Origin of the sequence: Shewanella gelidimarina (assembly GCF_023283945.1) — a bacterium.
GTDB classification, from domain to species: domain Bacteria; phylum Pseudomonadota; class Gammaproteobacteria; order Enterobacterales; family Shewanellaceae; genus Shewanella; species Shewanella gelidimarina.
Genome location: NZ_JAKIKW010000011.1, coordinates 68,220 through 90,358, shown reverse-complemented (window position 1 = coordinate 90,358; position 22,139 = coordinate 68,220). Strand labels below are relative to the sequence as shown.

At 45.0% G+C, this 22,139-nt stretch carries 17 protein-coding genes and 2 pseudogenes; 5 read left to right on the top strand and 14 right to left on the bottom strand.

The window, feature by feature from the left end; translation table 11 throughout:
- Positions 1 to 3: 3 nt before the first annotated feature.
- The 11 genes and pseudogenes from L2729_RS11305 to L2729_RS11255 form a co-directional block, all read right to left on the bottom strand.
- A complete protein-coding gene (locus L2729_RS11305; protein ID WP_248988364.1) occupies positions 4 to 1,545 on the bottom strand; it encodes a 4Fe-4S binding protein in 1,542 nt (513 codons plus the stop codon).
- Positions 1,542 to 2,150, bottom strand: a complete 609-nt coding sequence (locus tag L2729_RS11300; RefSeq protein ID WP_248988363.1) for a hypothetical protein — start codon at positions 2,148 to 2,150, stop codon at positions 1,542 to 1,544. The genes L2729_RS11305 and L2729_RS11300 overlap by 4 nt, the downstream gene beginning before the upstream one ends.
- 112 nt (positions 2,151 to 2,262) lie before the next feature.
- On the bottom strand, positions 2,263 to 3,321 hold the full coding sequence (locus L2729_RS11295; RefSeq protein WP_248988362.1) for a 4Fe-4S binding protein: 1,059 nt from the start codon (positions 3,319 to 3,321) through the stop codon (positions 2,263 to 2,265).
- Positions 3,321 to 3,926, bottom strand: a complete 606-nt coding sequence (locus L2729_RS11290) for a 4Fe-4S dicluster domain-containing protein (RefSeq protein ID WP_248988361.1) — start codon at positions 3,924 to 3,926, stop codon at positions 3,321 to 3,323. Before L2729_RS11290 ends, L2729_RS11295 begins: the two co-directional genes overlap by 1 nt.
- Before the next feature lie 103 nt (positions 3,927 to 4,029).
- Complete coding sequence (locus L2729_RS11285; protein ID WP_248988360.1) at positions 4,030 to 6,738, bottom strand: molybdopterin-dependent oxidoreductase; 2,709 nt, start codon at positions 6,736 to 6,738, stop codon at positions 4,030 to 4,032.
- A gap of 10 nt (positions 6,739 to 6,748) precedes the next feature.
- The gene (locus L2729_RS11280; RefSeq protein WP_248988359.1) at positions 6,749 to 7,399 is read right to left on the bottom strand and encodes a c-type cytochrome; all 651 of its coding nucleotides are present in this window, start codon (positions 7,397 to 7,399) and stop codon (positions 6,749 to 6,751) included.
- A 469-nt stretch (positions 7,400 to 7,868) separates the two neighbouring features.
- Positions 7,869 to 7,975 (bottom strand): annotated as a pseudogene (locus L2729_RS11275) (peptidylprolyl isomerase); the annotation flags it as partial.
- A 351-nt stretch (positions 7,976 to 8,326) separates the two neighbouring features.
- Positions 8,327 to 8,433, bottom strand: a pseudogene (locus L2729_RS11270) (peptidylprolyl isomerase); the annotation flags it as partial.
- A 207-nt stretch (positions 8,434 to 8,640) separates the two neighbouring features.
- Positions 8,641 to 8,919, bottom strand: coding sequence for a peptidylprolyl isomerase PpiC (ppiC, locus tag L2729_RS11265; RefSeq protein ID WP_101091300.1), 279 nt, complete (start codon positions 8,917 to 8,919; stop codon positions 8,641 to 8,643).
- 132 nt (positions 8,920 to 9,051) lie between these two features.
- Positions 9,052 to 10,581 carry an arylsulfatase gene (locus tag L2729_RS11260; RefSeq protein WP_248988358.1) on the bottom strand — a complete coding sequence of 510 codons (1,530 nt, stop codon included), beginning with the start codon at positions 10,579 to 10,581 and terminating at the stop codon, positions 9,052 to 9,054.
- 38 nt (positions 10,582 to 10,619) lie between these two features.
- Positions 10,620 to 12,359: an N-acyl-D-amino-acid deacylase family protein gene (locus L2729_RS11255; RefSeq protein ID WP_248988357.1), complete on the bottom strand. Its 1,740-nt coding sequence runs from the start codon at positions 12,357 to 12,359 to the stop codon at positions 10,620 to 10,622.
- 144 nt (positions 12,360 to 12,503) lie between these two features.
- Here L2729_RS11255 and L2729_RS11250 point away from each other — a divergent pair, with 144 nt between their 5' ends.
- Positions 12,504 to 13,511 carry an AraC family transcriptional regulator gene (locus L2729_RS11250; protein WP_248988356.1) on the top strand — a complete coding sequence of 336 codons (1,008 nt, stop codon included), beginning with the start codon at positions 12,504 to 12,506 and terminating at the stop codon, positions 13,509 to 13,511.
- Between the two features lie 60 nt (positions 13,512 to 13,571).
- Complete coding sequence (locus L2729_RS11245; protein WP_248988355.1) at positions 13,572 to 14,351, top strand: CLCA_X family protein; 780 nt, start codon at positions 13,572 to 13,574, stop codon at positions 14,349 to 14,351.
- An 84-nt stretch (positions 14,352 to 14,435) separates the two neighbouring features.
- Here the strand turns inward: L2729_RS11245 and pyrC are convergent, their stop codons facing one another.
- Positions 14,436 to 15,473, bottom strand: coding sequence for a dihydroorotase (gene pyrC, locus L2729_RS11240; protein WP_248988354.1), 1,038 nt, complete (start codon positions 15,471 to 15,473; stop codon positions 14,436 to 14,438).
- A 332-nt stretch (positions 15,474 to 15,805) separates the two neighbouring features.
- Between pyrC and L2729_RS11235 the strand changes: the two genes are divergently transcribed.
- Positions 15,806 to 16,492, top strand: coding sequence for a pseudouridine synthase (locus tag L2729_RS11235; protein WP_248988353.1), 687 nt, complete (start codon positions 15,806 to 15,808; stop codon positions 16,490 to 16,492).
- 84 nt (positions 16,493 to 16,576) lie between these two features.
- Here the strand turns inward: L2729_RS11235 and L2729_RS11230 are convergent, their stop codons facing one another.
- Positions 16,577 to 18,754 (bottom strand): cation:dicarboxylate symporter family transporter, encoded by a 2,178-nt coding sequence (locus L2729_RS11230; protein WP_248988352.1) that lies wholly within the window; start codon positions 18,752 to 18,754, stop codon positions 16,577 to 16,579.
- Between the two features lie 579 nt (positions 18,755 to 19,333).
- Here L2729_RS11230 and L2729_RS11225 point away from each other — a divergent pair.
- The gene (locus L2729_RS11225; RefSeq protein ID WP_248988351.1) at positions 19,334 to 20,104 is read left to right on the top strand and encodes a hypothetical protein; all 771 of its coding nucleotides are present in this window, start codon (positions 19,334 to 19,336) and stop codon (positions 20,102 to 20,104) included.
- Positions 20,105 to 20,164: 60 nt separating this feature from the next.
- Here L2729_RS11225 and L2729_RS11220 read toward each other — a convergent pair whose 3' ends face one another.
- Entirely contained in the window at positions 20,165 to 21,061 is an 897-nt protein-coding gene (locus L2729_RS11220; protein ID WP_248988350.1) for a LysR family transcriptional regulator, read from the bottom strand.
- 175 nt (positions 21,062 to 21,236) lie between these two features.
- On the opposite strand from L2729_RS11220, the gene L2729_RS11215 reads away from it, so the two are divergent.
- Positions 21,237 to 21,761 carry an NADPH-dependent FMN reductase gene (locus tag L2729_RS11215; protein WP_248988349.1) on the top strand — a complete coding sequence of 175 codons (525 nt, stop codon included), beginning with the start codon at positions 21,237 to 21,239 and terminating at the stop codon, positions 21,759 to 21,761.
- Positions 21,762 to 22,139 lie beyond the last annotated feature (378 nt).

Below are 22,139 nucleotides of genomic sequence, written 5' to 3'. Positions count from 1 at the left end.
AAGTTACATTCTCATCGTCATCGGTTGCACTAGCATCCACAGATTAAACCCAGTGACCAATGCGGCGAATAAGATCATCGGCAGTAATGCGATGCCTTGAGCGGCAAATAAGCGTTGCCCTCTATGGCGGATCACCAGCATCGCGATAATAAACCCCATTGCAATCACAGCGCCCTGCATAACAAATAGGGTATTTTCAGAAACCATCATCTCCATATGACGCATATGCTTTTCCATCATGCTCAACGGTTCTGCCCCGGTGCCTAGCGGATTGGCGAGCAGTGATATCCAGTCGCTGCTCTCACGGACAAAGTGGGTGAGGTTGTGAGCAATGTGATAGCTAAATGCCAGTGGCAATGAGACAAAAGAAAAGCCAGAAAATAGCTTGCTAAAGCTGGGTGTTGTCACTAACTCTTTAAGGTGTTTTTTCAGTAAGCCTTGGGTTAAACCAAGGGCGAGACAATAGATAAAAATAGGCAGCATTAAGGTGACCGCCAAGCCGATAGAGAAGCTGATAATAAGCTGACCACTGTCATTAATCATCTGCGCCATTGTGCTTAAATAGCCCTCCCAGTAGTCGAGCATGGTTAAGCCATGAAACAGGGTCAGAGATAATAAAATCAGTAGGAAAAAGGCTTCATCTAGATGAGGTTTAGCCTCTTTTATGGCTTCACTGCTTGGGGATCTTAGCTGCCAACTGACATTACTTGAGGGGCAGCTTTGAGTGCAGTTACCGCAGGAGGTGCAGTAGGTGTTTTCCTGCAATCTTCCCATCACTATCTTAGTTGGGCAGGGGGCGATGTTGTCACTGCCATGGAAACATTCCAAGGTTTTACACTTACGGCAGATTTCACTGTCGATAGGTCTCAGGGCAATGGGGGAGAGTTGTGAGTATGCGCCAACGGTTCTTCCTACTGGGCAGATGTAGCGGCAGAAAGCCTTATCCTCAAACAATGCCAATGTGGTTGTGGCTAGAATCAGCATCAACAGAGCCAGCATCGCAGTGGCGTAAGGGCTGGCCACAATCCCGATACCCAGTTCTAACCAGGTAAAGCCAATAAATAGCAGGCTAGCGGGCCATAGGCTGCGTAAACTATTGGGCAGTTTAAGTTGCAGTCGACTGTTTGAATTTGAGCGGCGCCAGATGCTGTGATTAACCAACCAGCTGGCGATATTGTCCCAAGGACACACTGCGCACCAAGCCGAGCCGCTAAACACGATAGCGATAATAATCCCTGTCCACCACAGGTTCCAAGTGAGAGTGGTGGCCAAATTACGTTCAACAATGGGGGTGCCCCATAAGCCCGCAGTGATCACTGTGATAAATAACGCAGAAAATACAACTTTGAGTAGCAATAGTGGCCAAGTGTATTTTACAAGGAAGCGAAACAGGCCACCCAAGAGGGGCAGTTTGGCCAACGAGATAGTGCGGCTCGTGCTGTGCTTAGCGGGTTTGAGAGCCATGGTGAGCCCCCCTAGCAATAGCATCATCATGCCGATAGCATAAGCCCAATAGAGAGGAAGTCCGGGGTGGGTCATTATCATGCTGTGTGCCCCTGTTGAATTTTAGTGCGAGCAATACGCTTTCGTTGCACGATATTGATCATCAGTAGCAGGAAGAAGATAAAGCCCACGGCAGCACCAATAGGCCCTACTGGGCTTGCAGCGCCGACTTGCAGAGGAAAGTCGAGTTCGTAGGGCTCGCCATTTTTTTCAAAATAGGCGCGAATGATATAACTGCCTCGACTTTTAAAGAGAAAACCTTGGCGATAAACACCATCATCAATATGCTGCTGACCAATCACCTCTGGTTCAGTCGCGCCGCCGATACTCTCACCCCAAAAGGTGTCATCACGCACGGTAAATGTGATCGCTTGGTCGAGCATTGCACCATTATCTATGCGTGTTGCGTATATATTCACTCGGCCTGGTTCATTCGGTTTAGGGAAGGCGGGAAACACCATATAAGTGACAAAATATTCGCCGATCTGTGTCTCGATCGCCATGCTGGGCGGAGTGTTAGAGTCTTCGTTGAGACTATATGAGGGGCGACCAAGCACATGGTGAGCATAGGTTAACGAGCTAAAAAGTGTCACGGTGCACAATAGCAATGCTGAAAGTATTGGTGTTGTTATGGTCATTTTGTTCATTATTTACAGCCCATTTAAATTGATGACTTACCGACATGAGCCATTCATTAACATCGCTCATTACTATCAGCCATTAACATCACTGATTAGACTCGCCATTTATGGCAAGTCGCTAGCTTATGTTTTTAACTTGAATCGTTTCGTTATGGTCGCTATTTTGTTGACGATACTGCCGACTTTGATGGCCCGGCCCTTGGTTGGGCTGGTCTGAAATTGATAGCGTCAGACTCATGGCACTTTTAGGGCAAACTGAGATACAAGCGGTGCAGTTATTACATTCTGCTCCAAAGTTGTCGCGCATTGGATCTAGGTCAAACTCACACACCGCATTGCATTTATTACAGTCATTGCAGGGCTCAACTAAGCGTTTTACTCTGACGACTCTATAGCGTCCAAGTAATGAGTAGAGCGCGCCACCGGGGCAGAAATAACGACAGATCCCGCGGCGGCTGACAAAGGTGTCAAACCCTAAGGTGAGGATAAAAAACAGCGTTCCGCCGCCAAAGCCTGATAGCGCAATGGAGAAGTAAAGCTCTCTCCCCAATACCGCGGGTGGGTAGATGCTGGCAAAAGCGAGTGTGCCTGTGTAGGCCGATATCCCAATGCCCAGTGCTAGCACTAGGTATTTGATATTCTTGTGAAAGCGTCGGTTGTTTTTGATACCAAAACGACTGAGGTAAACCGATAGATTGGAGTTGAGCTCATAGATAAAGGTCGCTGGGCAGATCCAACCACAGAAAAAACGTCCAAATATCAGGGTGGCCAAAAGCGGAATAACGGCAGTGAGTATCAGGGGCCAATAGAGCTTGAGGCTGGCGGCACTCTGGCCAACAATGGCCAAAGGATCGCTGAGTTTGACGCCAAATAGCTGTCCTGACCAGGTCGTTCCCTTGATGGCGTCGAGATCATGTTCAGGCGCATCGACAAAGGGGGCACTGATAAATTCCATGGTGTCATAAAGCAAGGTTTGCGATGGCGATAGATGGTTATATCCCTGCGCTGCGACATAGTGCTGATAAATACTCAGCAGCGGGATCAAAATCAGCATCAAGAAAACCACCGCCAGTGACAGCCAACGCAACTTATTGAGGTGTCGGTACAGAGCGAATGGTTTACTGGCTGTTATTGGTTTCTGTTTCGAGAGACCTGCTGGGGCAAACTCCTTTTCCATCATGAGTTCCTCAGTTGATCTATGGTGTGACTGGGGATGATCTTCACCGCTTGTGGGATCTGAATGCAGCTGCTTTCACACAGTCCGCAACCTACACAAGCGTCGAGGATCTCTGGTTGTTCCATAAAGCCCACGATAATGGCTTTATCTTGCAGCGGGCAGGCACGGTAACAGACGCCGCAAGATTTTCCCTGCCAAGAGAGGCACAGTTGTTTATCGACACGGGCAATGCCCATGTTAACCTGTTCGATTATTGGGGTTAGTTCGCGTTTAATGGGTTGAATGGCTCCGCTTGGGCAGACATCACCACACTTCATGCACAAGATGCAGGCTTTCTCTCTGGGGCTGATATAGGGGGTGCCGTGGGAGGCTATACCATTTTCGGTGCCGAAAAACTTAATACAGTTATTGGGGCAGATCTCAGCACACTGATTACAGCGTATGCACTGACTGATAAAGTCATCTTCAGTCAATGAGCCAGGCGGACGAACGTAACGTTGAGTGAACTGTTTCACCTTAAAGGCCGCGTTAGCCAGTGAGGTTTTCAACGTGAGCCCAACCGCTGTCACTACACTCAGTTGCTTAATAAAATGACGCCTATTCAAATTGCCACCCCGCTATTGATCTTGAATTCGAGTTAATAAATTTGAAAATAGCGAGCTAGCACTTTGCTTGCTGTTTAAGTGCTAACTCATAAAGTGAAACCGGTTAGATCTTCTCTATCCTGGCGGCCAACTTCTTAAAGTCGACCTGTCCCGATACCGGATCCCAGCAACGGTTGGTGATACCGTTGGCTAGCCACTTGTTCTTCTTTGGATCGGCGCTATCAGCAACAGAGAGGTTCCAAGGGCCAAACATATAGCCTCTAGGCACATTGTTACGTGCGGGTTTGACGATACTGTCAGTGCCACCCACTTGAGCGCGAGCCTCGAGTGAACCACGTCTTGTGACCACACGAACCCACTCGCCATCCTTTATGCCGAGATCGTTAGCATCCTCGCTATGCATCTCCACATACATCTCTGGCACTAAGCGACGAGTGGTGGGGCTACGATTAGATTTGGCGGTATGAAAATGTTCATAAACAACCCCTAAGCCCATCCAGTAGGGGTATTTGTCGTTGGGGACCTCCTTCCAAGAAATGCCTCTGAACTCCTCATCAGGAAGATCGGGCGTTAACCCCATATCACGCGCTTTGATGATCAAGTCTTGGTTATCGATGGTGTAGTGATCTTTTTTAACCCCAAACTCCATTAACTTTTTGGTGATCTCTTTTCGTTGGCTGTAGTCCTGCTTACACAGCTTCATGTTGACCTTGCCATCCTTAGTACGGAAATAGCCATAAGGTCGGTTTTCCCACTGGCCTTCTTGCATCATATAACGGCGCTTAGTGCCGCCATTCTTGGCCGAGTCATAGTTCGGTGCAGGCCACTGGATCCCACGGAGGGTTTTAAGCTGCTCATAGGGGCTAATGCCGTCGAGTTTTTCACGCTCTAAGATCCCAGAGAGATCGGCATCAGTGCCAACCGATGCACGGCAGACATCTCTGAACACCTCTTCGGCGTCATATTCACCATCTTCTCCTCGCTTATAGGGGAAGATAGCATCACCATCCATACCCAGTAGATTAGCGATTTCTTTACCCTTATCTATCACCATATCCATATCTGGACGGCAACCTGTTGGGCCTTGTGCCGCTTTTTCAGTGATATTGATTCGACGCTCTGAGCTAATGTAGACCCCGTTAACCTCACCCCAAGTACAAGCGGGAAAGATCACGTCGGCATAGAGATTATTGGGCGCATGACGGTAGATCTCCTGCACCACGTTGAAGGTTTTCAGCAATGCGGGACGCACCAGATTAAATTGGTCGGGGAGATCAATATGGGTGGCATAAACCAAGAACATCGCTTTAAGATCATCTTTAAGGGCTCGCTCCATCATACCAACGGCATAACCTGGGTTGGGTGAGTTGGCCGCAGTGTCGAGATTTTTCTCTGGTACACGCCACATCTTCGCCATATGCTTGCGATGCTCAAGATTATTTAACCCTTCGTTAAATGGCAGGCGACCGGTCAACCCTCCCGTGAAGCGCTCACCCATGGCATTAGGTTGACCTGTCATTGAGAATGGGCCGCAACCGGGTTTAGCCAAATTACCCGTTAAGGTGAGTAGGTTGATGATCGAGATGACATTATGCTGACCATGGATATGTTGGTTATAGCCAATTCCCCACATGATGATCACGCCACCTGTTCCCTTACCGTCTTGCTTACCTTTACCACGGGCAAGACGCTTGCGGGTGGCATCGGCAAACATCTGCGCGACTAAGCGAATTTTATCCGGTGAGACATCGTGGTTAATGCCGCCCATTCTGTCTTGTACCTGTTCGGGGCTATAATCATTTTGCACCCCTTCAATGTATTCCTCCCAGCCACTGACATGCGCCTTGAGAAAGTCCCAATCGATCACATCGTTATGCTCGTTAAGTAGCACATGGGCAATCGCATTGAGGAAGCTGATATCGCCATTAAGAATAGGGACATGCACATGATTGTTACTGTTGATGTCCTCATAACCTTTACTGGTGCCAGTATTACGAGGGTCAACCACAACGGTTGGGATATCATTTTTCTTCTTATGGTCGGCGATTCGCCAGAAGATGATCGGGTGTGACTCTCGGGCATTATGACCAAAATGCATCACCATATCGGCTATCTCGATATCATCATAAGCCAATGGCGGTGTATCCGATCCTAACGTGGCAAAGTAGCCAGTAACCGCAGAGGTCATACACATACGTGCGTTAGCTTCGATGGTATTTGAGCCTAATACGCCCTTCATAAACAGGTTCTCTAGATATTGTCCCTCCATGGTGAGCTGGCCAGAACCATAAAGAGAGATTGAGTTACCTGAGTACTTCTTAGCAAAGTGGGCGACTTTACGCGCCACCATATCAGAGACATCATGGTAGGGAGCTCGGACAAAGTGCTCTTCGTCGAAAGAGCCTTTAGTTTGGCTGATATACTCCATATCACCGTGATTAGGTTTTTGCCACTCAGCCCAGACGTCTTTGCGTACGTAGGGCTCTCCCTCCATGCGGTCAACATACATTGGCTCTGCTGCCGTTAACCCTTTGATGCACTGTAAGCCGTAGTTAGTTGGGTGGTCTTTATCGGGACGCATCGAGACAATTTTGCCATCTTCAACCTGAATAATGGTGCCACACCCCACGCCGCAGTATGGACATTGTGCTAGGGCTGTTGTTCTCTTTTTAGGTGAAGCTGTTGCTGGCGCGGCCTCTAGTTCAGGGTTACTGGCGACAAACAATCCACCACCTGCTGCAGTTGTAGCAATAAACCCACTACCTTTGAGGAAGTTGCGACGTGATAGGTTATTTTCCTTACTTCTTTTCATCTCAAATCCCTTACTTATTTAGTGTGCGCAGATAGGTGATAATGTCTTCAATCTCTTGTTCATCGAGATTAGCCAGTCCGGTCGAACCATAGAATGGCAACATGCGGGTATTGGATCGACCATACTTGATCGTCTCTCGAATAAAGCCGTCACTGGCTTTGTTGAGGAAGCCTGCCTTACCAATGGCGGTACCCGATGAACCTGCTAAATAACCGTCGCCTTCAGGGCCATGGCAGGTAGAGCAGATATCTCTATACCACAGCGCCCCCTTACGGGCATCACCTTGGGCCGAGCGTTGTTTATCAACTTCGGTAGAGCGGTGAGTCAGGGTCTCATGGCTTCTGAGGTAGGCCACAATCGCGACAATTTTTTCTTTGCCAAGATGAGCATAGGGAACCATAGAGGTACCGACACGGCCATCCCTAATCGTGGCCATCAGGTATTTATCAGATGCGATTGCCAACAGCTCAGGGTTAGAGAGTGAAGGCGCGAATCCAGCCTTACCTATAGCGTCTGCCTGATGGCAAAAGACACAGTTCTGGTTATATAGCGTCTTGCCTTTATCGATAAGTTCTTGACTGTTTGCGCTCACATTTACACTGCATAAAATGCTGAGAAATAGGATTGCAGACAACGTAGGTAGTTGGCTAACTCTTGTCATGTCACACTCCAAAATAGTCATATTATTCATATGGTTTTGTATTTATTAGCAACTACGGCCAAATAAGTGATGACAATTAATCATCTACTACAAGAAAGTGTTTAACGTCGACTTTCACTGGTCTGTTAATAAAATGTTACGTGGTGTTTATTTAACCTAATACACCTACTTAATTAGTTCTATGGCTTTTATGGCAGATCAGCAGGAACTTAAACCTTGGTTGACATGGATCAAATACTTTTGGTCTATGTGACATCGATCAAATAACAATCTATATAATTAGTGGTAGGTAATTTTAGGGGCTGCCCTTTGAGCAGGCCCATGTGAAAAGAGCGTAAGGGGATTTAAGTGTGGGTCTATGAGTTTGACGCAGCAGATTGAGATGTGAATATTGCAGTTTCAGGTTTTTTAGGAGGTAATGGCCTACAAGTGATACTTGGCAAACTTTCAGGTTGAGGCGCTAAGTTTGCTAAGTCCGGTAAAGCACCTTAATCACATGCCAACCCTTATCTTCAATGAGAGGGTTTTAACTAAATGCGGCGTAATTAACTCACCGCTGAAGCAGACCTTGTCGAATGGACTGGGAATAACCCATTTGGCCTTTTATCTTATTAAAAGCTGTTAGGTACGATAAAGCACCTTAATCACATGCCAACCCCATCTTTTCATAAAGAGTGTTTTAACTAAATGCGGTGTAATTAACTCACCGCTGAAGCAAACCTTGTCGAATGGGCTGGGAATAACCCATTTGGCCTTTTATCTTATTAAAAGCTGTTAGGTACGATAAAGCACCTTAATCACATGCCAACCCCATCTTTTCATAAAGAGTGTTTTAACTAAATGTGGTGTAGTTAACTCAGCGCTGAAGCAAACCTTGTCGAATGGGCTGGGAATAACCCATTTGGCCTTTTATCTTATTAAAAGCTGTTAGGTACGGTAAAGCACCTTAATCACATGCCAACCCTTATCTTCAATGAGAGGGTTTTAACTAAATGCGGCGTAATTAACTCACCGCTGAAGCAGACCTTGTCGAATGGACTGGGAATAACCCATTTGGCCTTTTATCTTATTAAAAGCTGTTAGGTACGATAAAGCACCTTAATCACATGCCAACCCCATCTTTTCATAAAGAGTGTTTTAACTAAATGCGGTGTAATTAACTCACCGCTGAAGCAAACCTTGTCGAATGGGTTGGGAATAACCCATTTGGCTTTTTCCATGCATCGGTAGGGTTAAGTTTGCTAAGTTCGATACAGAACTTTAATCACATGCCAGCCGAATTTGGTTTTAACTAAATGCGGTGTAATCAACTCACCGCTGAAGCAGACCTTATCGAATTGCGGCACCATTTGGCCTCTTTTGAACTCGCCTAAACTACCGCCTTTTTTACCCGACGGACAGCTAGAGTGTTTCTTAGCAAGCACGTCAAACTTAACGCCTTTGTTCAATTGCTTAATAATGTCTTCGCCAAGCTCTTTATGCTTAACCAAAATGTGCAGTGCAGCTGCCGTTTTTGCCATGTTTAGGCCTATGTCATGATGAAACTAATAGGCCGATTATACCGTTTAATCTAAGGGGGAGGCTAGGGCTGATATTAGCAATGCTTACCGTAAGCAACTGAAGGTCTACTTACGGTAAGGCTGCTGATGAGCTTACTGAGCTTGCTTGGAGATATTGATAAGATCCTGCATGTCGATATCGACCGTAAAACTGCCGGGGACTTGTCGTGGTGGAAATGCTTTAAAGCTTTCTAACATTTGTTTTACTTTTATCTGTGCCGGAACAGCAACAAATGCACGCTTATACCACCAGTCATCATAACCAAAGCCTTGATCACCTTTTTCGTAAGGGTCAGTGGCAAGATCAAACAGTTTAGGGATTCTTAAGGTTGTTTGAGACTGAGTCCAAACAGCAATGCCTTTACTTTCTTGGATCTTAAAATTAAATTTCCAACGGCCATCCCGCATAGCAAGTAATTCGCCATCATCAGACCAATAGAAAAACTGCTTTCTGGCGCTTTCATCAGTTTGATGGCTGAGGTAATCGACTTGATTATAACCATCTAAATGATTGTGGTATTGCTTACCATTTTTGGCGGTATAACCTGCGAGTAATTGCTTTTTTATCTCTGAGTTACCAGCGATGCTGGTTAGGGTTGGAAACCAGTCCGCTGATGACATTATACCGTTAAACTTGGAGTTTGGTTTAATGTGCTTGGGCCATTTTACTAACGCAGGCACCCTAAATCCGCCCTCCCAGCCGGTATTCTTTTCGCCTCTAAAGGGACCCGTGGCAGCGTCTGGCCAGGTGGCATTCATCGGACCATTATCGGTGGTGTAGATCACCAGCGTATTATCATCAATATCTAGTGAGGTTAAATGGGCCAGCAACTCTCCTATAAGGTTATCGTGCTCAACCATACCATCTGCGTAGTCTCCTAAGCCCGTTACACCAGAATGTTTATCGCTGACGTGAGTGTAGTTATGCATTCGCGTACTGTTATACCAAACAAAGAAGGGCTTTTTCTGCTTCACTTGGCGGCTGATAAAGTCATTGGCTGCTGCTAGGGTTTCATCGTCTACGGTTTCCATGCGTTTACTTGTTAGCGGACCGGTATCTTCAATTTTTCCATCTGCGTAGGAATGAATAACGCCACGCGGACCAAAGCGTTTTTTAAAGGCAGGGTCTTGCGGGTAATCGACATTTTCAGGTTCCTCTTCGGCATTCAAGTGATAGAGGTTACCCATGAACTCATCGAAACCATGGTTAGTCGGTAACATTTCATCTCGATCGCCTAAGTGATTTTTTCCAAACTGTCCGGTTGCGTAGCCTAAGTCTTTGAGGGTTTGCGCCAAGGTTATATCTTGAGGCTGTATTCCTTGGCTAGCTCCAGGTAAGCCGACCTTACTGAGTCCGGTACGAACAGGCATTTGTCCGGTAATAAATACCGAACGACCAGCAGTGCACGACTGCTCCGCATAATAGGAGGTTAGCATTGCACCTTCATTGGCAATGCTATCGATATTTGGCGTTTGATAGCCAAGCATGCCGTTGTTATAGGCAGAAATATTGCTGTAGCCAATATCGTCACCAAATATCACTAGAATATTGGGTTGCTCTGCGGCGCTAGTGGCACTGATGAGTATAGAGCTGGCAATCAGGCTTTTTATCATGCTTATCATAATTAATATCCATATTTTATTGAGTCAATGAGGCGCATTTAATGGGCTGGCAAGTAGGTACCGTACTCCATACTTTTTCCAAGTTCTGGGTGGATTTCATCATGTTCGCAGGCCAGGTTCCCATTGATAAATACCTGCTCGACCAGCCCTGGATTTCGGTTAACTAAGCGTTGTAAGTCAAAGTTTTCCATTTCGGCCCAACTGACTTGCTCTAGGTCTTGGGTAAATTTGGCGGGATTGATAATCACTATGTCTGCTCTATCACCCATGTGAATGCGCCCAGCATCAATGTTGAACCACTGCGCCTGATCGCCTGTCATACGAAATACTGCTTGCTCCATTGTCATAATGGCTTGGTTTTCATCGATACTTTCATTGACGAGCTTTAGCATTCTTAATGGGAGGTTATAAAAAGCCATATTCCGAATATGAGCACCAGCATCGCTAAAGGTGATTAACGACTTTTTATCTTTGACCATGTTTTTAAGTACGTGCTTGCGGTGGTTCGCAACGGTGGTGTACCAGCGAAGATCGGTACCGTATTGCACTACGAGATCGAGAAATAGGTCGACCACATGGATCTGCTTTTTATCGGCAACTTCGGCAAAGTTTTTACCCACGATGGACTCATCTGGGCAGGCGAGAATAATGGCGTCACCAAAGTCACGTTGCCAAACTCTGGGGCTGAGCTTTTCACCGTAGAACTTTCTAAAGTCACGCCGATATTTTTCATCTTTTAGTAATTCATTGCGGGCTATATTGTCTTTTAGATCTAACGCGAGCTCGCCAGCGCCAAACTCTTCAAAAAACACTACATCTATGCCGTCAGCGTAAACCGTGAAGGGGGTTGGCAGCACTTGCCAGCGAAAATCTCCATTGAAAAAGTTGGTGACTCTGGCTGCAATGTTAGTAATTTTGCTTAAATAGACACTGCCTTTTAGATCCATTCGGCTAATTAAGGTGGTCTTTAAAGGCTTTTTGAAAATGCCGATGCATTCGCGCATGTATTGATTTATTTGCAGAATGGCGGCTGCGTTGGGTGCCCCTTGATGCACCCGGTCATATTGGCGCACTAAATTATTAAGGCGGGAAACTTCTTTCCACTTAGCGTAGGTGCTCGGTAAGCTTTTGGACCATTCACGATTACCGTCAAGTTTGTCCCATTTAAGGCACATGGTTGATAATCCTAAAAAGCCAATCTCTAGAGACTCTTTTAGCAGGCGTTCCATCTGTACCATTTCAGCTTCAGTGGGCACTACATTGCGATCAGTGGCACGGTTTAAACCCATAACGGCGACTCGCATATCGCTGTGGCCTAGCATGCTAACGACATTGGGGCCTAGCGGATGGTTTTTAGCAAATGTCACCCACTGCTTTGGTGTGTGCCAGGTTTTGTATTTTTTTAGAATAGGCAACACTTTTTCACGAGGAACGGTTTCAACTCGAGTAAAGATATCAGAGGCATCTTCATATTCACTGCACACCATGCTCAATGAACAACTACCGACTAAAACGGTGGTGATGCCATGGCGAACTGACTCCGATAAGCTCGGACTGACAATCAGCTCAGCATCATAGTGTGTGTGGGTGTCGATAAAACCGGGCATCAGCCATTTATCTTCGGCATCAATAATATGATCGCAGCCGGTTTCACTAATGTTTGAGCTAGATACTTTGGCTATCCTGCCGTTTTTTATCGCAATATTTTGAATAGATGAGGCTGCGCCAGTGCCATCAAAATAGCGAGCTCCCTTGATAATGGTATCGTATGCAGACATTGAAAACTCCGAATGTTGTTAATCGTTTTTATTATGTTTATCGATTCGACACATTCAGATTAAGGCTTAGCTAATTAACATTCTTGTCATTTGGTGACAAATTGGCGATTATCTAATCACAGTTAGTTGATAGGTGACGTATTGATGCAGCAAGATTATCTCATTCGTAGTGGCTCGTTAGTGGGGTTTGATGGCTTAGTTACCGAACTTGGAGGTGATGCTGAACATTTGCTTTTACAATGCGCTTTAACCGCTGAAGACATTGTTAACCCCGATAATATGATTGCCGTTGCGGACATGATTAACTTGCTTGAACTGAGCGCGGAACAGTTAAATTGCAAAGACTTTGGTTTACGTTTAGCGGCGACACAAGGGCTTGAGATGTTGGGTGCGGTAGGCATGATAATGCAGACCAGCCAAACAGTGAGAGCAGCCTTGATTCATGCGCAGCGTTATATGGCGATACATAGTCAGGGTGAATATTGGATGTTGCGTGAGTTTGCTTCATCGGCGTTTATCGAACGTTATCAAGTGTTCCAAGATATAAGCCATGCAAAGCAGTACAAGGAGTTATCTTTTGGTGTGTGTTTAGGCTTAGTTAAAACACTTATTGGCCCTCAAGTAAAATTGGACCGACTTGAGTTTGCCCATACCGCAATATCTGATAGTGCGGTATATCGAAAATACTTTGAGTGCTCTGTGGTGTTTAATCAGGAAAATGACCGACTGGTCCTCGATAACAGTTATTTAGCACAGAAATCGCAATCGATTTCAGCGCAAGATAAAGCTCAAGTTGAAGGTTATTTAGAGGCTCTCATTGGACAGTTTGGTGACGATATTGAGCGTAAGGTTAAAACTTTAGTTTTACAAACTATGGGGATGGGCGATGCCAATATTGATGAAATTGCGTCAATGTTGAATATGAATAGGCGCACCCTTCAACGGCGCTTAAGATGTAAAGGTTTAACCTTTAAGCGGTTATTGATGGACGTTAGAGTGAGTTCTGCCTGTTGGCATTTAACCTCAAGTCAAATTGACATTACCTTGTTATCTGAGGTGTTGGGCTTTAGCGATGTGAGTGCTTTTTCTAAATCGTTTAAACATAGGATGCAGCTGTCTCCTTTGCAGTGGCGCAAGCAAAACACACAATAGTCAGTGACTCGCTTTGCTGCTTGATTATAATGGGTGAATATAAGTTAGTTGGAAGAGTGAGTGTTAAAGTCTAAGGCATATCATCGCATTGGTCCTGATTACCGTTTTGATGAGCAAGTCAGTTTTGTTGATGTCAAAGAGGTGTTTGGCTTAGGTCATATCCGCTTAGGCAAGTGGGTAGAAAATGCGGAGCGTGATAAAGCGGCAAATCTGATCTTTGACTCCTTAGCGGATCTTGCTTTTATCTTAAAGCTACCGCCTAAAGCGCTCGGTTTACGGCAAACACTTAATCTTGCTTTTGGCACCGGTGGTCAAAAAGGCGTGCAGGCGCATTATGCGCCCGATAGACGCGAACTCGCGCTGGCTAAAAATGCCGGAGCTGGAGCGCTTGCGCATGAGTTTTGGCATGCATTTGATCATTACATCGCTCCAAAATCATTTCACATCTCACCTAATAGAATCTCTTTTGCGAGTCATAGTTGGATTGCTGATGTAAAACCGATTAAACATCCGTTAAACCAACGTTTAGAGCGGGTATTTGAAGTGAGTATGCTTAGCGACGATGGTGAGGAAGGGCATGACTATGTCAGCCGCGCGATTGCGTTAGATAAGCAATATGGCACCCAGTACTTTTCAAAACCAACCGAATTAATGGCGCGCGCGTTTGAATCTTGTATCGAATCCTATGCCGATATTAGTAATCCTTATTTAGTGGATGAAACCTTAACGTCAGACCTTTTTGATGCTGGCGGTTATCCTACTGTCGAACATCGACAGCAAATATTCAGTGTGTTAATTGATTATTTTGAACCCTTGGGTGAGGCGTTAGGCCGAGAGTAAAGTACAGATTATATTGATATTAGAGACAAAAAAGCCCGCGTTAGCGGGCTTGGTTTCGAACTGGCTGACAGTGAAAATGACCCGTTAAGCGGTCTTCACTTTCCAATTAACTTTTTCACCGGCGAAGAAAGGGACGATAGGATTACCGTTTGGCAGAATGATCTCTGACGGTACTGTCCAAGCCTCTTTTATCAGCGTGACGGTACTCGTGTTGCGTGGCAGACCATAAAAGTCTGGACCATGAGTACTGGCAAAGCCTTCAAGCTTATCCAGCGCACCTAAGTCATCAAACACCTGAGCATAAAGCTCTAATGCGCTCCAAGCGCTATAACAACCTGCGCAGCCGCATGCCGATTCTTTACGGTGCTTTTCGTGCGGCGCTGAGTCGGTGCCTAAAAAGAACTTGCTTGAACCCGTTGCCACAGCAGCGCGTAGCGCTTCTTGATGAGTACTGCGTTTTAAAACCGGTAAGCAGAAATTATGTGGACGCACGCCGCCAACCAGCAGGTCATTACGGTTAAGCAGTAAATGCTGTGGCGTAATCGTGGCTGCTACGTTATCTGCAGCTGACATGACAAAGTCAGCGGCTTCTTTAGTGGTAATGTGCTCAAACACCACTTTCAAGCTTGGGAAGGCATCAACGATACGCGCTAGGTAGCGCTCAATAAAGAGAGCTTCACGATCAAAAATATCGATATGTGATTCAGTCACTTCACCATGAACAAGCAGCAGTAAATCGTGTCTGGCCATTGCTTCAAATATAGGAAATAGTGAATCTAACGCTTTGACTGCCGCATCTGAGTTGGTGGTGGCACCCGCTGGGTAAAGCTTTGCAGCAACAATACCCGCGGCTTTAGCATCGATGATGTCTTGCTCTGTCGTATTGTTGGTTAGGAAAATGGTCATTAATGGTTCAAAATTAGAACCTGCTGGACGAGCAGCTAAAATACGCTCACGGTAGGCAACGGCAAGCTTTGCATCTGTGATCGGAGGTAACAGATTGGGCATCACGATAGCGCGATTAAATAATCTTGCGGTTGCGGGTACGGTTTCTTGCAACATATCTCCATCACGAAAATGAAGGTGCCAATCGTCTGGTGTCAGTAGGGTAAGCTGCGTCATGTAGGGTTCCTAAGCGTTTACGACAAGGTATTAGGTGCTTTCTTATATGTTATTTTGCGAGCTATATTGTGCCTGAAATCGCCTCTGCTTAATAGCGCTACCTGCGAAGATAACAGCAGCATTAAGCTTGTTACCGTAGCTTGTTTGAAAATATTTGTTTCGCCAACATTTTATGAGTTGCTCCAGCCTATCTGTAGATATGAAGCTAATTTTGTAGTGGCACGTAAACAAGTTATAAAAAAGAGCGGTCTTTGAAAGGCGGTATAGAGTTACTTAATGCACCGATGGCTGTTAACCTCTGATGTCATTTATAAAGAAGAATTTTTATCTGTATGCGTCTCGATAAGTTTTTGTGTAAAAGTACTGAGCTAACCCGTATTGCAGCCACTCAATGTATTGAGCTGGGCGAGGTGAGCGTGAATGACAATGTTATTACCGAAGCGAGATTTCAAGTGCATGAGAATAACTGTGTTGTTTGGCAAGGCGAGCGATTAGTCGCCCGGCGTTCGCGCTATATCATGCTGCATAAACCTGTTGATACTTTGAGCTCGAATGTCGATGGTGATTACCCGAGCCTGTTTCGTTGCATTGATGTGGATAGAGCTGATGATCTGCATATTGTGGGTCGCTTAGATGCTGACACCTCAGGGTTAGTATTGCTGACCGATGATGGTCGTTGGTCATTTGAGATCATCAGGCCTGAAAAGCAATGCCCGAAAACATACCGAGTCACACTGCGCGACCCTATTAGCGACGATGTCGCAGCTAAATTTTTAGTGGGGGTTCAACTGCAAAACGAAGCACAACTTACCGCACCTGCCGAACTTACAAGGGTCACTGAAAAAGAAGTGTTGCTGACGATTACTGAAGGCAAGTATCACCAAGTAAAACGCATGTTTGCCGCTGTGGGTAATCGAGTTAATGGCCTTCATCGTGAACAAATTGGCAGCTTGCAACTTGATGTTGAACTTGCTCAATGGCGCTACCTTACCGCCGACGAAGTGGCCAAGTTTCTGTAATTTTGAGCGAGTTAATTTTTTAGTGTATTAGTTTTCGTGTTTATTAAAGAGTCGAGCTGGCAGCTTGACGCTGCCGTTGTTGGCTTATTCTATCCAATGCAGTACGTTGCGAATGATCGACCAGCGAGGCTGTTTCTCAACAGCACCTTGTCCCAGCATCCAATAGTTATAGATCTCATCTTGGTGACCATCGACTTTGCGCAAGCGCTGCCAGTTATTGACATAGTTGAGCAATGATTGGTTTGATTGGGCTACGGCGTAAGCTACCGGGTAACGTGATTTACTTTCGAGCAAAGCAATACCGTAACCTGGGAAGAATAGTGTCCAAGCGGAGCCTGCTTGAGCACTGATCACCACTGCATCGTATTGGTTTTTTTTCTGTCTAAAGAAGTCTTTATAACCATCTATTTTGACGAATTTAATATTGGGTGCTTTTAAACGCGCATCTTCAACAATGTCGCTATGCTCTACATAAGCAATAGTCACAGCCTCCAGTTTCAATATTTTTTCAGCGCTTTTAAAGGTATTAACCAAGTGATCTTTTGTGGCCATTGCTAAGTTAAGCTCGAGTACCGGGTCGGTATAGCTAAGGGCGTCCATCTGCTCGATATCCATCGCTAAACCAGACATGGCGATATCAAAAAAGCCAGCATCTAAGGCTTGAGCGAGTTTGCTTTTCTTGAATGGGATAAACTCAACTTTAACGTTGAGATCTTCGGCCAGTTTGGTGGCCATCGCGGTATCAAAACCAACAAGGCGGCCAGTGTTATTGTAATAACTAAAGGGCACATTACTGGGTATATAACCGACTCTGAGTATGCCTCGGCTGCGGATGGTCTGGATCCCTGCGATCGGTGATCTTGGAGTAGTGCCAATAATAGGAAACTGCTTACTGACCTTAGTGGGCACTTTATCGGCCACCTGCATATTGGCGATAACTCCGCTGGTGACCTCTGGGCTTTGGATAAATAATCCCATCCCCACGCGGCATACTATCAGAGTTAACACCAGGCTGATGCTGATCCCCAAGCCCATTTTTAGTAATCTAGCGGGACGTAGCGTAAGGTGCTTTTCAAACAGTGCGGCAGTCAGCAAAGTCAGTGCAAACAGGTTCATTACTGCCGCTATAGAGTTAAATTTTCCGGTGATAAAGCCTGACATCACAAATAGCTGAAATAGATCTGACGGCAAATGCACCAGATCCAGCATAAAGGGTATTGCGACATATACACTGCCAAAGAGCGATAACAAGCCACTAATTGAAAGTGATGGAATGCTGCTGATATCAACGGGTGTGCCATTAAACCAACCCGCAAAGAGCACAAAGAGGATCACGGTTAACTTACCTATATTAGGGAAGGTGAACGCGATTGGAACCAAAATTTCTATCAAGGTGGCGCCATCTTCACTCAATTTATCGTGCTCGCGCATGACTTGTTTACACTCTTCCACAATCACAGGGATAACAATAAAGATGTTACCGGTGGCAAAGGCGGTCACCAAGCTCGCCTTTGAGATGCGCAAGGCTTGTGCAAACGTAATGGGGGTTAAAGAAGCGACAATCCACGGCAAGATCCAAAATGTGAGCAGCAGGCAGAGTACAAAGTAGCTAATTAAATACACCTGCATACTGGCAAATTCGTCGACGCCCATAGTGCCTGCGGCTGAGGCTGACATGGCAAAAATGCCAATGGGTAGAATTTTGACTAAACCTTGAGTGATACGAGAAAAAATTTCTGAACTGGTATGCATGAAGGTTAATATTTGCTGCTTATTTTCGCCTTGCATACCAATTAATGCAAGCCCCATGGCTATGCTAAAGACCACCATTGCGGGGACATAGCCATCAGCCATTGACTCGAAAGGGTTCGATGGGATATAGAGTTTGAAATAGTTAATCGGGGTAACCGGTTCAATGCTGCTGGTGCTAAAGAAAGAGGCTGACTCAACCACAGGGAATGACAGTGGCATTAAGGCCACGGTAATCAATCCTAGTCCCCAGAGTAATACCATGATGAGTCCAGCGCGGCTGAAAATAAGCTTGGCGGTACTCTTTTGCAGCTTACCGATACCCCCTACCAACGAGACGATAATATAAGGGAGAACTGTCATCTGCATCAGTAATATCACGCTGGTGCCTATGGTGCCCATCCAGCTAACGGATTCGCCAAAGAATAGGCCGACCCCAAAACCAACAAACATGGCCACTAACATCTGTGTCGAGCTGGTCATTGCTAGTATTTTTTTTAGCACTGGTTCCATCCAATTATTATTTTAGTTCTAATGGTTAGCTCAAATGATTAAAAGTAGAGCTGCAAATGTTCATTTTAGCGATTGAAATACCCTGAAGGTTAAAAATATTTTTACCTTGGTTTACGCTGTTCTATATTAGCTAAAGCTCAGCCACGCTAGCGCTGGTATGACATAGCCATGTTCATTATAGATATAGATAGGTTTAACTTTAAAGTAAATATTTTAAAGTTTGCTCATTAGTATTAACAAATTGATTTACCAGCGACTTCAAGGTTTTTTAACCACACGAAAAATCATTACCTCTGAGTATTGTTGGCGTTGCTTATTAAGCTGAGAATGACCTTCTAACCGACAGTGTATTACGGCCGTGTCCTCGCTCTTTATTCGGTTCTTTATGCTCAATTGAACACCATAAAATCTACCATTAGTGACGAATAAATGCGCTAGGATCTCGCAAGTTGAGCAATAGTTGCTAGGCTTTATGCGTAATTATGTTGGCATATTTCAAATCTCATACTCTCTCTAATGTGTTTTCTTAACTTTTAATGTTGACGTGATTGCAACTCACTCACTGAAAGGATTATAGAAATGAAAAAGATTCTATTTAAGATATTCACCTGCAGCTTACTCGCGATGATGGCGTTGATAAATACCGCCGTTGCCGCTGATTCAAAGCCTGACTCACTTGCTGATGTATGGGTTATGGTCCCTAACCATGGCCAAGAGTCTGCATTTGAAACCGCGTTTATAAAACATGTTCAGTTCCGTGCCAGTCAAGGTGACCCAAGAGCATGGAAAGTCTATCGGCCTGCAATAGGCACCGGCATGGACCGCTATATTATTCGCTACTGTTGTACTCAGTGGAATGATGTTGATGGCTATCAAAAGTGGCAGGCCGATAACAAGATCCTTGATGATTGGTACGCTAATGTGGCGCAGTATATTCATCACTATGAGCACTTTTACAGTCGTTTAGACATTGAAAACAGTAACTGGCCACAAGACAGTAAAGAGTTTAAGTATTTTGCAGTCACCAATTACCAAGAGAAGATGGGCAGTAGTAAAGGTATTGCCGCGGGTAAAAAGCTGTTAAGTGACAATGCTAAGGCGATGAAGTGGCCATATTCTTGGTCATGGGCTGATTCTATTGGTGGTGAAGGGGGGCTTAGTTTAGTGATCCCCTACAACAATTACGCTGGCATGACGCCGCCAGATAAGTCATTTGCAGAAGTATTAGCGACCCATATGGGTGATGAAGCTAAAGCCGGTGCGGCGTTAAAAGCGTGGTCTGATAATTTTCACTCCACCACTTACACCGTATATAGGTTAGTGGATGAGTTATCGATGAAAGATAAGTGATGACTCAAATAGATAGCTAGACCATAAAGCCGCGTTCGCGGCTTTATTTTTGTAACCTCGTTAGCCCAATCGCTCAGCCGCGAGATCAATAAAGGCCCTCACTTTTGGCGATAAATGTTTTCGACTCGGGTAGATCACAAAGACATCAACGTCGATTGTTGGAAAGGTATCAAACAGCACTTCAAGTTGATTACTCTGCAACGCCTCTTGCATATAGAAGCTGGGTAGCCTGGCTATGCCATGACCTTCAAGCACCATCGCCAGTTGCATATGGCCATTGTTACAGAGAACTTTAGGGCGCACATCAACAAAAAAGGGTTTACCATCGCTATCGATATAATCCCAGCGGCTCGGCGATTTTAGATTGGAATAACAGATCCCATTATGATTGGCTAACTCGCGTGGATGGTAAGGCTTACCATGGCGTGAAATATAGTTTTTTGAAGCCACAGTAAAGGCTTTACAGGAATAAAGCTTGCGACAAATAAGGCTGGATTCATCGAGCTGTGATGATGCTCTAATAGCAAGATCGTAACCATCGGCAACCACATCAGTGCGTTTATCACTTAAGTCTAACTCTAAGCTGACGTTAGGGTAGCGCTGCAGATATTCAGAGATAATGGGCTCAAGGTGATTTTGCGCAAAGCCTATCGGGCAGCTTAGTTTTAATATTCCTCGGGGACTGACATCATGTTGAGTGATTAAGCCTATCGCCAGCTCGGCGTCGGTAATTAACTGCTGACATTGTTGATAATAGGCATCACCCTCAGGAGTTAAGCCGATAGAGCGAGTCGTTCGGTTGAGTAGTCTAACGCCGAGGCGCGCTTCGAGTTTATTAACCTCTTTACTGATATAAGAGGTTGAATGGCCCATGGCTTCGGCTGCCGCAGAGAAACCACCACTCTTTACGACTTGAGCAAATATCACTACGCCATCAAACAGTTTATTAAGAGTCATATGGAAATAGTTATTATCTTTTAAGGTTATTAATCACGTATGGATTGTAATATACACTTATCTCTATCGGATTGTCGCTCAAAACTTAGCCTTGTCGCTAATCGTTACTACGACAACAACCCCTAATACACGCTGCAGATTTAACTGCAGCGTTAACAGAATAGAGAGTCAGAACATGAAACTATTAGCCTTTGCAGCGAGTAACAGCACTAAGTCAATCAACAAGCAGCTTGCCACTTACGCGGCTTCTTTAGTCGAAGGTGCTGAAGTTGAAATCTTAGACATCAATGATTTTGAGATGCCAATTTTTAGCCAAGATAGAGAGGAGCTATTAGGTCAGCCGGAACTTGCGCAAACGTTTTTTGCTAAGTTAGGTGAAGCCGATGCCATTATTATCTCTTTTGCTGAACATAACGGCTCATACACTGCCGCGTATAAGAACTTGTTTGACTGGACCTCACGTATTGACATGAAAGTGTTCCAGAATACTCCTATGGTATTACTGGCAACTTCCCCTGGACCGGGTGGCGCATCTTCAGTGCTGGCGGCGGCTTCTGGTTCAGCACCGTACTTTGCAGCCGATGTAAAAGGTTCGCTTTCTATCCCAAGCTTTTTCGATAACTTTGATATGGAAAAGCAGGAACTTAGAAACCCAGAGCTAAAAACAGCATTAGTGGCTGCGTTAGCAGGGTTGAAATAACAAACCAATTTTTTAGACATGTTCATTAAGGCTGATGAACTAAGATAACGCCTGATTAGAACATCAGGCTTTTTTATTGCCAGATTGATGCCCGCTATCCTTCCTTTTTTACCCTACTTTCCCATCCTGATTTTTGGTCCTTAGTGAGTCATTTTTTGTTGTTAATACCAGCATTCATGAAACAAATATTTTCTGAAATATCCACCATTGTAAAAACGAATGCGAACACTGTTTAAATGATTAGTATTGGCATTTCTTTATTCTATATAATTATTTTATTTTGCAGGTAAGTTGTTAATTTAAATAGGTAAATATAATTTCAAAATTAAGGTGTATAGTTGAGTGTTAGATTGTGACGAGCCGCTCTGTATTCATTTT